Origin of the sequence: Streptomyces flavofungini (genome assembly GCF_014650815.1) — a bacterium.
Taxonomy (GTDB): Bacteria; Actinomycetota; Actinomycetes; order Streptomycetales; family Streptomycetaceae; genus Streptomyces; species Streptomyces flavofungini.
The window spans coordinates 314,386-326,223 of sequence record NZ_BMVR01000009.1 but is presented as its reverse complement, the minus strand read 5'-3'; the positions used below and the strand labels follow the sequence as shown (position 1 = coordinate 326,223).

The window sequence follows — 11,838 nt, the reverse complement described above, 5'->3', positions numbered from 1 at the left end:
CGGCCACCGTCGTCGGCGTACCGCCAGTTGTCGTACTCACACGGCCTCCTTCATGCGTTCCTGGTCCTCCGTGCGCCCCGTCAGGCGCAGGAACACCTCGTCCAGCGTCGGCCTGCGCACCGCGATGTCCTCCGCCTCGATGCCCTCCTCCTGGAGCGCCCGTACGACCCGGGCCAGCGCCTCCATGCGGTCGGTGACGGGCGTGCTGGCGAGGCGCCGGTCGGCGTCGACCGTCACGTCGTCCGCCGCGCCGGGCAGCAGCCGGGCCGCCCGCACCAGCTCCGCCGCGTCGCGCACCACGACATCGATGCGGTCGCCGCCGAGCCGTGCCTTCAGGTCGTCCGCGGTGCCCTCCGCGATGACCCTGCCTTGGTCGATCAGGGAGATGCGGTCGGCCAGTTGGTCGGCCTCTTCGAGGTACTGCGTGGTCAGCAGCACCGTCGTGCCCGCGCCGACGAGGGAGCGCACCGCGTCCCACACCTCGGCCCGGCCGCGCGGGTCGAGGCCCGTCGTCGGCTCGTCCAGGAACAGCACCTCCGGATCCGTGATCAGTGACGCGGCGAGGTCCAGGCGGCGCCGCATGCCGCCGCTGTACTGCTTGACCGCCTTGCGGCCGGTCTCCGCGAGGCCGAAGCGGTCCAGGAGTTCACCGGCCCGCACCCGCGCCCGGCGCCCGCCCAGGTGGTAGAGACGGCCGAACATCTCCAGGTTCTGGTGGCCGCTCAGCTCCTCGTCGACCGCCGCGTGCTGGCCGAGCAGGCCGATGCGGCGCCGCACCTCGCCCGCCTGCCGCCCCGCGTCGTACCCGGCGATCTCCACACGCCCCTCGTCCGCCCGGAGCAGCGTGGCCATGATCCGCACCGCCGTGGTCTTGCCCGCCCCGTTCGGCCCGAGCACGCCGTGCACCGTGCCCCGCGCGGCCACCAGGTCGAGCCCGTCCAGGGCCCGCTTCTCGCCGTACCGCTTCCGTGCGCCCTCGACGACGATCGCGTCCGTCATCCGACTCCCTCCACACCGTCTAGTCAAGCTTGACTAGACGGACGAAGATATCCCCGGGAAGCCGATTAGTCAAACTTGATCAGCCGGACATTTGTGTGACCTGCGTCACGGACGGCCGCTTCAGTGTGTGTCGCCGGGGTGCTTCTCCGGCGTCGCGTACGGGTTCTCCTCGCCCTCCGCAAGCACCCCCACGAACGGCTCCCCCTCGCCGGCGAAGCTGTACGCGCCGTTCTCGATCCGCTCGATGAGGCCCTTGGTCCACTCCGCGCCCGCGTCGGCCGAGCACACCCAGAGATTCATGATCTCGCCGATGTGGCCGAGCTGTCCGGGGCCGTCCTCCGGCGTGTAGTACTCCGTGACGGAGTGGCGCCAGTCCTCAAGGGCCTGCACCCGCTCCTTCAGGAGCGAGACGACCTCCTCGCGCGGCAGGTCGACCATGAGGCCGACCGCCGCCGAGAGGACGTCGGACTTCTGGTCGTGCGCGACGGCTGTCAGGGCGCCACGGAGCAGGGCGAGGTACTCCTCGGTACCCCGCTCCGTCATCTCGTACTCCGTACGCGGCGGGCCCCCGGCCGCGGACGGCGCGGTCTCGTGCTCGTAGAGCAGGCCTTGCTTCGCCATCTGCTTCAGGGCGTGGTAGATCGAGCCCGGCTTGGCGTTGGACCACTCGTGGGCGCCCCAGTACTCCAGGTCGTTGCGGACCTGGTAGCCGTGGGCCCGCCCGTGCTGACGGACTGCCCCCAGGACCAGCAGCCGGATCGCCGACATTCACCACACCTCTCCTAGACGGCCAATCAACTTTGACTAGCGTATCCCTGGTCCATCGCCACCAGCTCGAAAGCCGTCTTCCCGTCCAACGACTCCCTGATGATGTCCGCGTGCCCGGCGTGCCGCCCGATCTCCTCGACCAGGTGCAGCATCAGCCAGCGCATCGACACGGCGCCGTCGTCCGGGAACCAGGGCTGGTCCGGCAGCGGGAAGGTGTCGTCCAGGCTCGGCACCGCGCGGATGAACGCCTCCGTCTCGGCGGCCACCCCGTCCCAGAACGCGAGGACGTCGGCGAGCGTCTCGCCCTCGACGAGGCGGAAGCTGTCGCCCCAGGTCTCCTCGGTGCGCTGACGCTCGTTGGGCTTCTGCTGGGCCATGCGCAGCCAGTTCAGCTCGGTCTCGGCGACGTGCTTGACCAGGCCTCCGAGGGTCAGCTCGCTGGCGCTCGGCCTGCTGGACGCCTGCTCGTCGCCGAGCCCGAGCACCGAGCGGCGGATGCCGCCGCGCTGAGCTTCCACGAAGGCGATGAGTGCGCCGCGCTCGTCGCCGGGAGCTTCCGCGTTGACGTGGGTGACCATGATGTCCGCCTCTCTTCGCCCTGCCGGGCCGTCGGCCTGTCCGACACCACAGAAGCTACGGGCCATTGAGGACAGGTACCGTCCTCAATGGCCCGGAAGGCGCAGAGAATTTCCGGTCAGAACGGGAAGCGCGACCTTCCGTACTGCACCGAGATCCACTTGTGCGTCGTGAACGCCTCGATCGTCGCGTCGCCGTTGAGGCGGCCGACGCCCGAGTGCTTCTCGCCGCCGAAGGGCACGATCGGCTCGTCGTGGACCGTGCCGTCGTTGATGTGGATCATGCCGCTGTTGATGCGGTGGGCCAGGCGCACGCCGCGTTCGATGTCGGCGGTGTGGACGGCGCCGCTCAGGCCGTACGGCGTGTCGTTGGCGATGCGGACGGCCTCGTCCTCGCCGTCGAAGGGCAGCAGGAGGGCGACCGGGCCGAAGATCTCCTGGCGCAGGACCGGGGCGTCCTCGGGGAGGTCGGTGAGGACGGACGGCGCGACCAGGTTGCCCTCGGTGCGGCCGTGCACCAGGGCCGTGGCGCCCGCCTGGATGGTCTGGGCGACCAGCGACGAAACCCCGTCCGCCTGCGAGGAGTTGATGAGCGGGCCGATGTGGGTCTCGGGGGACGCCGGGTCGCCGACCTTCAGGGACTTGACCTTGGCGACGAACTTCTCGGTGAACTCGGCCTCGACGGAGCGGTCCACGAGGATGCGGTTCGCGGCCATGCAGACCTGGCCCTGGTGGACGAAGCGGCTGAAGACGGCGGCGTCCACCGCGTAGTCCACGTCCGCGTCGTCCAGGACGATCAGGGCGCTGTTGCCGCCGAGTTCGAGGATGCAGCGCTTGAAGGCCTGGGCGCAGACGGTGGCGACGTGGCGGCCCACGGCGTCGGAGCCGGTGAAGGAGATGGCGCCGGGGACCGGGTGGTCGATGAGCGCGTCGCCGATCTCGGCGATGTCCGTGATGACGACGTTCAGGACGCCCGGGGGCAGCCCCGCGTCCTCGAAGATCTTCGCGATCAGGCTGCCGCCGAGCACCGGGGCGTTCTGGTGCGGCTTCAGGACGACGGCGTTGCCGAGCGCGATGGCCGGGGCGACCGACTTGATCGACAGCAGGAAGGGGAAGTTGAAGGGGCTGATGACGCCGACGACGCCCACCGGGATGCGGTAGAGGCGGTTCTCCTTGGTGTCGTCGGGCGAGGGGAGTATGCGGCCCTGCGGGGCGAGCGCGAGATGTATCGCCTCGCGCAGGAACTCCTTGGCCAGGTGCAGTTCGAACCCGGCCTTGACGAGCGTGCCGCCGAGTTCGTTGACGATCGCCTCGGTGATCTCCGCCTCGCGGTCCTCGATGATGCGCAGCACGCGCTCGAAGACGGCGCGCCGGGCGTAGGGGTTGGTCGCGCCCCACCCCTCCTGTGCGCGCTGCGCCGCTCGGTAGGCCTGGTCCACCTCGTCCGCCGTGGCGACCGTGATCGACGCCAGCTTCTCCCCGTTGTACGGATTGAAGTCGATGATGTCCCAGGAACCGGAGCCGGCCTTCCACTCACCGTCGATGTACTGGTGAGCCAGATCGGTGAAGAAGGACATGACGCGAGACCCCTTGCCGCAGAGAGCAGACACCTGATTTCACGTCATCCTACTGACGATTCAGGTCAGTTGGAGTAGACCACGCAGAAGGTCACGACTGTCGGCCGGATTCGGACAGTCGTCCCGCAGCTCGGTCATCACCCGTTCGTACTGGGCGACTTCCTCACGCTTGTCCAGATACAGGGCGCCGGTGAGCTGCTCCAGATAGACGACGTCCGACAGGTCGGACTCGGGGAAGCTGAGCATCGTGAAGGCCCCGGACTCGCCCGCGTGCCCGCCGAAGGTGAACGGCATGACCTGCAGGGTCACGTTGGGGCGCTCGGAGATGTCGATCAGGTGCTGGATCTGACCGCGCATCACTTCCCGGTCTCCGTACGGCCGTCGCAGCGCGGCCTCGTCGAGCACGCGCTGGAAGCGCGGCGCGCGTTCGGAGACGAGCAGCTTCTGGCGCTCCAGGCGCAGGGCCACGCGCCGGTCGACGTCGGCCTGATTGATCCGGCCGCCACCGCCGGACCGCGCGGACCGGCCGCTTCCACCCGCCTTGCCTGCGGCGGCGGCCTTCATGCCGCGCTCGACGACCGCGTGCGCGTACGCCTCGGTCTGCAACAGGCCGTTGATGAACTGGACTTCATAGACGCGGATGAGGGAGGCGGCGCCCTCCAGACCGATGTATGTCTGGAACCAACCGGGCAGGACGTCGGAGTAACTGTGCCACCAGCCCGTCAGGTTGGCCTCCTTGGCGAGTGAGAGGAGAGCGTTGCGCTCGGCCTCGTCCATGACGCCATAGAGCGTGAGGAGGTCCTCGACGTCCCTCGACTTGAAGCTCACCCGTCCCAACTCCATGCGGCTGATCTTCGATTCGGAAGCGCGGATCGAATAGCCCGCCGCCTCCCGGGTGATGCCCCGCGACTCCCTCAGGCGCCTCAGTTGCGAGCCCAGCAGAATGCGCCGTACCACCGAGCCGCTCGACTCCCCAGCGGTCACTTCGCTCAGTCCTCCCCAAGATGTGAGACCCGCAGTCTGCCATTAAACGCTTCAGGCCGTACTCGTTCGGTTACGGAAAGGGAAAGCCTCCGGAAGGTCTGCACAAGAAGTCGTAGGAAGAAATAGGCAAGAAGGGGGCTAGGAACGGTCAAGTCCGGCGCGTGCACGTGCATCTGCCCTTGCATCTGCTGTACGCATTCGGAACCATGGTCCGCGCGTCACCGCTGCGACATCGCTGTGCCGCCCGGCTGTACCGACCGCGCCACCGCTTCATCGCTTTGTACCGCGAACCGCGAAAACCGGGGAGTGCCTCGCATGGGGACGAATGGATCGACCATGCTCGAGCCGTTACGGCAGGGCCTTCCTCCGCTCGACCCCTCCGCGGTCTCCAGTGCGGCCTCCTGCGCTCTTCCCGCCCGGTACGAAGCCGTGGGCAGCGCCCGGCAGTTCACCCGCAAGACGCTGGTGTCATGGGAGCTGGAGGAGCGCTTCGACGACATCGCGCTCGTCGTCTCCGAACTCGTCACCAACGCCCTGCGGCACGCGCTGCCCGCGGACACTCCGCGCGCCGCGTGTCCCGTCGGCTCCACCGAGGACGCGCCCGTGCGGCTGCACATGATGCGCTGGACCTCGCGTCTGGTGTGCGCGGTGCGCGACCCCAGCGACGACAGTCCGGTCGCGCGCGAGGAGGCGGAGGACGACTTCTCCGCGGAGTCGGGCCGCGGGCTGTTCCTGGTGGACTCGTTCAGCGACGGCTGGGGCTGGCACCCGCTCGCGGGCGCACTGAACGGCAAGGTGGTGTGGGCGCTGTTCCAACTGGCCTAGGGCTGCCGGCCCAGAGTCAGGGGAACAGCTCCACCCCCGTTTCGCCATGAAGTCCATGACGTCCGTGACATCCATGAAGTCCTCATGCGGTCCGTCACGGTGCCCTGTTCACAAGGTGCCCTGTTCAGAAGTGGTCAGCCGCTGAGCAGGACCGGCGGTGGTCAGCCGCCGATCAGGCCGTCGAACTCGCCGTCCTTCATGCCGAGCAGCATGGCCTCGATCTCGGCGCGCGTGTAGACGAGTGCGGGCCCCTCGGGGAACCGCGAGTTGCGGACGGCCACGTCGCCGCCCGGCAGCCTCGCGAACTCCACGCAGGCGCCCTGCGAATTGCTGTGCCTGCTCTTCTGCCAGACCACCCCGTGAAGATCCGTGGCCGCCATGCCGTTGAACACGTGGTGCACAGGTCGCTCCCCGGTGGTGCCGTGGCTGTTGTTGTAGCCGTCAACTGTCCCGGATCATAGCCGTGTTCATATGCCGATGCATGGGCAGATGCACGTGCACGCGCCGTGGTGAGCTGGTTACAGCCCTTCCGCCGCTTCCCCAGTGCCCGCATGACATGCGAACGACGGCCCCCGTCCATGATCTTCCGCGCCGAGTTCCGCGCCGAGTTGTCCGGATCGAATACCTCGTGCACTTAGGACAGACGCAGCAGAATGCGAAACGGCTGCGTTTTTGGCCGAAGACGCGGCGCCTACGTGTGCAAACGGGGGCGAATGGGCGGCACCGCTCAGCGGGAGGCGGGCGGAAGCAGCGCCATCTCACGGGCGTTCTTGATGGCCTTGGCCAGCTGCCGTTGCTGCCGCACAGTCACCCGCGTGACGCGACGACTACGGATCTTGCCCCGGTCGGAGATGAACTTCCGCAGCAGCTCGGTGTCCTTGTAGTCGATGTACGTGATGCCTGCTGTGACCAAGGGGTTGGGGCGGGACTTGAGGGGCTTGCCGCGGTCGAGGCGGCGCGGGGACGGGGACGGGGACAACGTCAGACCTCCAGGAGGGCGTCGAAGGCGGGGGTGAGGGTCTGCCAGGCGGCGCGCCCGGCGGCGTACTCCTCGTCGGTGAGCAGGCAGGACTCCAGGACCTGGGCGAGGCCGTCGCGGTCGAGGCCGGGCGAGGTGAAGACGAGGTGCTGGCAGCAGTCCCCGTGCTCGGGGTGCCAGTCGAGGGCGGCGGCGGCCCGGCGCACCGGCGGCACCATCTCCCAGGCGGCGTCCGGCAGCGAGGCCAGCCACGGCCCCGCGTTCTCCACGCACAGCGCGCCGCCCGCCGCGTCCCAGGCGAGCAGCGTGTCGGGCCGGTCGGCGAGCCAGAACCGGCCGCGGCTGCGGGCGGCGGCGCAGGTCAGGTCCTCCAGGGCGGCGTAGAGCCGCTCGGGGTGGAAGGGCCGTTCGCGATGCCACACGAACGTGGAGACGCCGCTCTCGTCCGCCTCGGCGGGCAGCAGCGCGCAGGCGGGATGCTGGGCGGCGGCCGCGGCCTCCACGTCGAAGCCGCCGAGCGCGGCGCCCGCCAGGTCACCGTGGCCGATGGGGACCCGGCGGGCCGTCGGATGGAGCTGGGCGAGCAGCGCCCGGTCCTCCGCGTCGGCGGCCTCGGACTCCAGGACCGCGAGGACGGGGGCGTACTCCAGCTGGCGCGCCCAGGTGTCGGCGACGGTGCGCTGGTCGGAGGCGGCCGCGGCGATCCCGGCCTCGGCGAGGTCGTCGCCGTTGGCGAGGCAGGGCAGCAGCAGGCTCGGGTCGACGGCGGTGAGCACGCCGCTCAGGCGCAGCGCGTCGGAGCCGTACCCGGCGATGACCTCGGCCATCGCCTTCGGCTCGACGGAGTCCCACAGTTCGACGACGGCGAGCCGGGTCAGGCCGCTCGCGGCGAGCCGCTCCAGCTCGGGCACCAGGTCCTCGCGCAGCGCGCAGCAGGCGCAGTCGTTGACCAGCGGCGCCTCGCCGGTGGACAGGATTCCGCTCGCGTCGCGCACGGTCCGCGTGACGGTGCCGTACGCGGCGGTCGACAGGTCGTGGTGGAGGGCGACGCTGCCCGGCACGGTGGCGAGCAGCCGGTCGACGGCGGCGGCGCGGGCCTCGGTGTGCAGGCCCGCGACGACGGCGACGTCCATGCGGCCGGGGGTGCCGTCGGGCCGGTGGGCGCCGTCGGACTCGTGGCGGCCCATCAGCGACCGCCGCCGTAACGCCGCTCGAAGCGCTCCACGCGCCCCGCGGTGTCCAGGACGCGCTGCTGCCCCGTGTAGAAGGGGTGGCTCGCGGAGGAGACCTCGACGTCGATGACGGGGTAGGTGTGGCCGTCCTCCCAGACGACCGTCTTCTCGCTCGTGGCCGTGGACCGGGTGAGGAAGGCGAAGTTCGCGGCCTTGTCGCGGAAGACGACGGGGCCGTACGGGGGGTGGATACCGGGTCGCACAGGGATCAGCGCTCCTCTCGGAAGTCGACGTGGCGGCCTGCCACCGGGTCGTACTTGCGCAGGGTCAGGCGGTCGGGGTCGTTCCGGCGGTTCTTGCGGGTGACGTACGTGTAGCCGGTGCCGGCGGTGGACCGGAGCTTGATGACCGGGCGGAGTTCGTTGCGAGCCATGAGGGCTAGTATATGAAAATGAATCCCGTTTCCAAATGGACGGGGCGAATCCGACCGAGAGGTGCGTCACCATGTCCGCCCACTGCCAGCTCACCGGCGCGAAGCCCGGGTTCGGCAACCACATCTCGCACTCGCACCGGCGCACCCCGCGCCGCTTCGACGCGAACATCCAGCGCAAGCGGTACTGGCTGCCCAGCGAGGGCCGGTACGTACGGCTGCGCCTGAGCGCCAAGGGCATCAAGACAATCGACACGATCGGGATCGAGGCCGCCGTGGCCAGGATCCGTGCGCGCGGGGTGAAGGTCTGATGGCCAAGAAGAGCAAGATCGCGAAGAACGAGCGGCGGCGCGAGATCGTCGCGCGGTACGCGGCGCGGCGGGCCGAGCTGAAGGAGCTCATCCGGCGCCCGTCCACACCCGAGTCCGAACGGCTCGCCGCCCGGCGGGAATTGGCCCGCCAGCCCCGCGACGCCAGCGCCACGCGGGTGCGCAACCGCGACGCCGTGGACGGGCGCCCCCGCGGCTACCTGGGCGCTTTCGGCCTCTCCCGGGTGCGGATGCGGGCGCAGGCCCACGCGGGATTCCTCCCCGGCGTCCGCAAGTCCTCCTGGTAGCTTGGCGCGCGATTCCACGGGCCACGGCCCGGAACAGAGCTCCACATAGGGGGACTTCAGTGCATACGCGTGTCCGCAGCCTGACGATCGGCGCCGCGGTGGCCTCGCTGGCCGCCGCGGTCGTCCTGACCGGTTGCAGCAGTGACGGTGACGACGGCGGTGACGACGGCAAGGACAAGGGGGCGGCGGACAGCGCGTCCAAGACGCCCGGCTCGGACTCCGACTCCGACTCCGACGACGGGGACGCCGCGGACGGCGACCTGGAGGGCAGCTGGGTCGCCACCACCGGCGGCAAGCCGGTCGCGCTCGTGATCACCAAGAACCGGGCGACGCTGGTCGGCGAGCACGTGTGCAACGGCTTCGCCGGGGTCGGCGGCACGCAGACGATCAAGCTGAAGTGCGCCGACGGGGACATGGACCGCACCAAGGGCCGGATCGACTCCGTCGACGGCAAGGCGCTGAAGATCACCTGGGAGGGCTTCGGCAAGGACGAGTTCCTCCGGACGAAGGACGGGAAGCTGCCGGAGGGGCTGCCCACGGCGGACATTCCGCAGTCCTGAGTCCGGCCGCCGCGCCGGGCGTTCAGCGGGCCGTGGGGGCCTCCGGGCCCCCCGGCCCGCTCGGCTTTTGCGGCCCCGGATCCGCCGGCGTCTCTTCCGTACCGCGTACGGCGGCGTCGGTGCCGTCGACCAGCATCGGCGGGGGTGCGGTGTCCAGGGCGTCGGAGAGGTCGGCGAGGGCGCGCAGGAGGAGGGTGCCGCCGCGGCGGACGACGCGGTCGGGGGCGGCGCCCGGCTCCCAGGCGTCGAGGGCGTCGCGGACCGGGGCCCACTCCGGTACGCGGCGTTCGCGCACGGCCTTGGCGCCCTGTTCGGTGGCGGTGCGGAGCGCGTCCGCGAGGGCCGCCGCGTGCGGGACGGGGGGTGTGCCCCGGTCGGGGAGGTGGGCCTCCAGGAGCATGGCGACGCGGCCGAGTTGGGACAGGGCGTGCTCGGCGTCGGCGGCCGCGGCGCGGGACAGGCCGCGGTGGCGTACGGGTTCGTGTTCGGCCCGCTCCAGGGCCTCCTGCCAGGCCGCGCGGGCGTCGCGGGTCGCGAGCAGGGCGGTGCGGACGTCGGGGCAGTTCTTGCCCGCGGGGTCGGCGTAGTGACCGACGACGGCCGCGGCGTAACGGCCGTTCGCGGCCAGCCAGTCCGCGAGGCGGGTGCGCAGCCGGGGGGTCTCCCAGGCCGGGTACACGGCGTACGCCGCCATCGCCAGGAGGCCGCCGATCAGGGTCAGGACGACGCGTTCCGGGACCGTCTGGGTCCACTGCTCGCCGCCCATGCCCAGGAGGAAGACCACGTACGCGGCGACGCAGGCCTGGGCGGCGACCTGGCCCGTCCGCATCAGCAGGTACATCAGGCCCGCGCTCGCCGCGGCGAGGGCGCCCGAGAGGTACGTGCCCGGGTGGGCGAGCTGCACCAGGGCGGTGGCCAGGGCCACGCCCACGAGGGTGCCGCCGAAGCGGGCGACCGCGCGGGCGTAGGTCTGGGAGAAGTCCGGGCGCATGACCATGACCGAGGCCATGGGGGCCCAGTAGCCGTGGCCCAGGGGGAGGTAGGTGCCGGCGGCGTAGCCCACGACGGCGACCGTCGTGACGCGCAGGGCGTGGCGGGTCACCGGGGAGCGGTGGTCCAGGTCGGCGCGCATGGCGCGGAGCGCGGCGGGGGCCAGGGCCGTCAGGCCTGGGCGGACCAGGTTGCGCCGGGGCGTACCGGCGCCGTCGGCCCGGGCTGTGCCCACTCCCGAGGCGGTGGGATCTGCGGGGGCGGCGGGATCTGCGGGGGCGGTGGGATCTGCGGGGGCGGTGGGATCTGCGGGGGTGGTGGGAGTGGTCGGAGGCGGGGGTGGTGAGGTGCCGCCCGCCACCTCCACCACGTCTCGCAGGAGGGTGCCCAGGCGGGTTGCGGCTCGGTGGGGCGGGCCCTTGAGGATCGTGCCGGTGTCGGGGGTGCGGAAGGTGGAGATCGCCGCGGCCGGCAGGGCCACCGGGGTGCCGTGGCGGATGGCGCGGGCCGCCGCGTCGAGGATGGCGCCCGCGGCGGCGAGGAGTTCGCGTACGCGGTCGCGTTCCGGGCCCTGTGCCGGGGCGCCGAGGGCCGGGTCGGCCAGGGAGGCCAGGACGGGGCGGATCCGTTCCGCGAGGCCGCGGGCGCCGTGGAGTTCGGCGGGGCGGGTGCGGGCCTGGCGCGGGGTGATGTGGGCGGCGGCGCGGGCCGTCATCAGCGGGGCCGGGTCGAACGGGGCCACGGGGTCGTGGCGCAGGCGGCGCGCGTAGTCCGCCTCGGCGGCCAGGGCGTCCGCGAGGGCGTCGCGGTGGGCGCCCCAGCGGCGTACCGGGAAGACGATCACCAGCGCCGCCTGGATGGCGCCGCCCGCGACCATCATCGCCGCGTGCCCGGCCGCCGCGGCCACGGAGGTGGGCAGGGTGATCGTGACGAGCATGATCGCCACGTTCGAGGTGGCGATGAGGCCGATCGTCGGGCCCGCCGCCCAGCTCAGGCCCGCGAGGAACGTCCACAGGGCGAGCAGGGCGAGGAAGAGGAGCAGGTGACTGCCGGTGAGGTAGCCCAGGAAGGTGGAGATCGCGAGGCTCGTACCGGAGGCGATGGCCAGTTCCGGGCGGGGCCGCCAGCTGCGCTGGAACGTGGCGATGGCCGCCTGGAACGCGCCGAACGCCGAGCTGGCCGCGACGGCGGGGCCGAACAGGGCGAGGCTCACGCCGATCACGATCGCCAGGCCCCCGGCTCCGCGCAGGGCGACCAGCGGTTCGAGGCGTCGGCGCTCGACGGCGAGCCCCGAGCGCGTCGTCTGCCGCAGGGCCCGCCACCAGGTCACGGTGTGATCGTACGGTGGTTTGGGAGGTTTTAT

At 71.3% G+C, this 11,838-nt stretch carries 15 protein-coding genes; 4 read left to right on the top strand and 11 right to left on the bottom strand.

Going from position 1 to position 11,838, the window contains the following annotated elements; genetic code table 11:
- Positions 1 to 36: 36 nt before the first annotated feature.
- The 5 genes from IE274_RS24885 to IE274_RS24865 form a co-directional block, all read right to left on the bottom strand.
- A complete protein-coding gene (locus IE274_RS24885; protein ID WP_190118085.1) occupies positions 37 to 999 on the bottom strand; it encodes an ATP-binding cassette domain-containing protein in 963 nt (320 codons plus the stop codon).
- Positions 1,000 to 1,119: 120 nt separating this feature from the next.
- Complete coding sequence (locus IE274_RS24880) at positions 1,120 to 1,767, bottom strand: PadR family transcriptional regulator (protein ID WP_190118084.1); 648 nt, start codon at positions 1,765 to 1,767, stop codon at positions 1,120 to 1,122.
- Positions 1,768 to 1,793: 26 nt separating this feature from the next.
- Positions 1,794 to 2,345 carry a DinB family protein gene (locus IE274_RS24875; protein ID WP_190118083.1) on the bottom strand — a complete coding sequence of 184 codons (552 nt, stop codon included), beginning with the start codon at positions 2,343 to 2,345 and terminating at the stop codon, positions 1,794 to 1,796.
- 116 nt (positions 2,346 to 2,461) lie between these two features.
- Positions 2,462 to 3,919, bottom strand: a complete 1,458-nt coding sequence (locus tag IE274_RS24870) for an aldehyde dehydrogenase family protein (RefSeq protein WP_190118082.1) — start codon at positions 3,917 to 3,919, stop codon at positions 2,462 to 2,464.
- A 60-nt stretch (positions 3,920 to 3,979) separates the two neighbouring features.
- Positions 3,980 to 4,903, bottom strand: a complete 924-nt coding sequence (locus tag IE274_RS24865) for a helix-turn-helix domain-containing protein (protein ID WP_190118081.1) — start codon at positions 4,901 to 4,903, stop codon at positions 3,980 to 3,982.
- A 315-nt stretch (positions 4,904 to 5,218) separates the two neighbouring features.
- Between IE274_RS24865 and IE274_RS24860 the strand changes: the two genes are divergently transcribed.
- Positions 5,219 to 5,728: an ATP-binding protein gene (locus IE274_RS24860; protein WP_190118080.1), complete on the top strand. Its 510-nt coding sequence runs from the start codon at positions 5,219 to 5,221 to the stop codon at positions 5,726 to 5,728.
- 161 nt (positions 5,729 to 5,889) lie between these two features.
- On the opposite strand, the gene IE274_RS24855 is transcribed toward IE274_RS24860, so the two are convergent.
- The 5 genes from IE274_RS24855 to rpmG form a co-directional block, all read right to left on the bottom strand.
- Positions 5,890 to 6,129, bottom strand: coding sequence for a DUF397 domain-containing protein (locus IE274_RS24855; RefSeq protein WP_190118079.1), 240 nt, complete (start codon positions 6,127 to 6,129; stop codon positions 5,890 to 5,892).
- 326 nt (positions 6,130 to 6,455) lie between these two features.
- Entirely contained in the window at positions 6,456 to 6,707 is a 252-nt protein-coding gene (rpsR, locus tag IE274_RS24850; protein WP_190118078.1) for a 30S ribosomal protein S18, read from the bottom strand.
- 2 nt (positions 6,708 to 6,709) lie between these two features.
- Positions 6,710 to 7,840, bottom strand: coding sequence for a CobW family GTP-binding protein (locus tag IE274_RS24845; protein ID WP_190118170.1), 1,131 nt, complete (start codon positions 7,838 to 7,840; stop codon positions 6,710 to 6,712).
- Positions 7,841 to 7,893: 53 nt separating this feature from the next.
- Positions 7,894 to 8,142: a type B 50S ribosomal protein L31 gene (locus tag IE274_RS24840; RefSeq protein WP_190118077.1), complete on the bottom strand. Its 249-nt coding sequence runs from the start codon at positions 8,140 to 8,142 to the stop codon at positions 7,894 to 7,896.
- Between the two features lie 5 nt (positions 8,143 to 8,147).
- A complete protein-coding gene (gene rpmG / locus IE274_RS24835; RefSeq protein ID WP_030361075.1) occupies positions 8,148 to 8,312 on the bottom strand; it encodes a 50S ribosomal protein L33 in 165 nt (54 codons plus the stop codon).
- A 71-nt stretch (positions 8,313 to 8,383) separates the two neighbouring features.
- Between rpmG and rpmB the strand changes: the two genes are divergently transcribed.
- From rpmB to IE274_RS24820, 3 genes are read left to right on the top strand one after another with little or no spacing between them, the layout of a single operon-like run.
- Positions 8,384 to 8,620 carry a 50S ribosomal protein L28 gene (gene rpmB / locus IE274_RS24830; RefSeq protein ID WP_190118076.1) on the top strand — a complete coding sequence of 79 codons (237 nt, stop codon included), beginning with the start codon at positions 8,384 to 8,386 and terminating at the stop codon, positions 8,618 to 8,620.
- Positions 8,620 to 8,925: a 30S ribosomal protein S14 gene (rpsN, locus tag IE274_RS24825; RefSeq protein WP_190118075.1), complete on the top strand. Its 306-nt coding sequence runs from the start codon at positions 8,620 to 8,622 to the stop codon at positions 8,923 to 8,925. Before rpmB ends, rpsN begins: the two co-directional genes overlap by 1 nt.
- A 59-nt stretch (positions 8,926 to 8,984) precedes the next feature.
- On the top strand, positions 8,985 to 9,485 hold the full coding sequence (locus IE274_RS24820; protein ID WP_229909779.1) for a hypothetical protein: 501 nt from the start codon (positions 8,985 to 8,987) through the stop codon (positions 9,483 to 9,485).
- A 22-nt stretch (positions 9,486 to 9,507) separates the two neighbouring features.
- Here IE274_RS24820 and IE274_RS24815 read toward each other — a convergent pair whose 3' ends face one another.
- Positions 9,508 to 11,805, bottom strand: a complete 2,298-nt coding sequence (locus tag IE274_RS24815) for an FUSC family protein (protein WP_190118074.1) — start codon at positions 11,803 to 11,805, stop codon at positions 9,508 to 9,510.
- Positions 11,806 to 11,838: the final 33 nt, after the last annotated feature.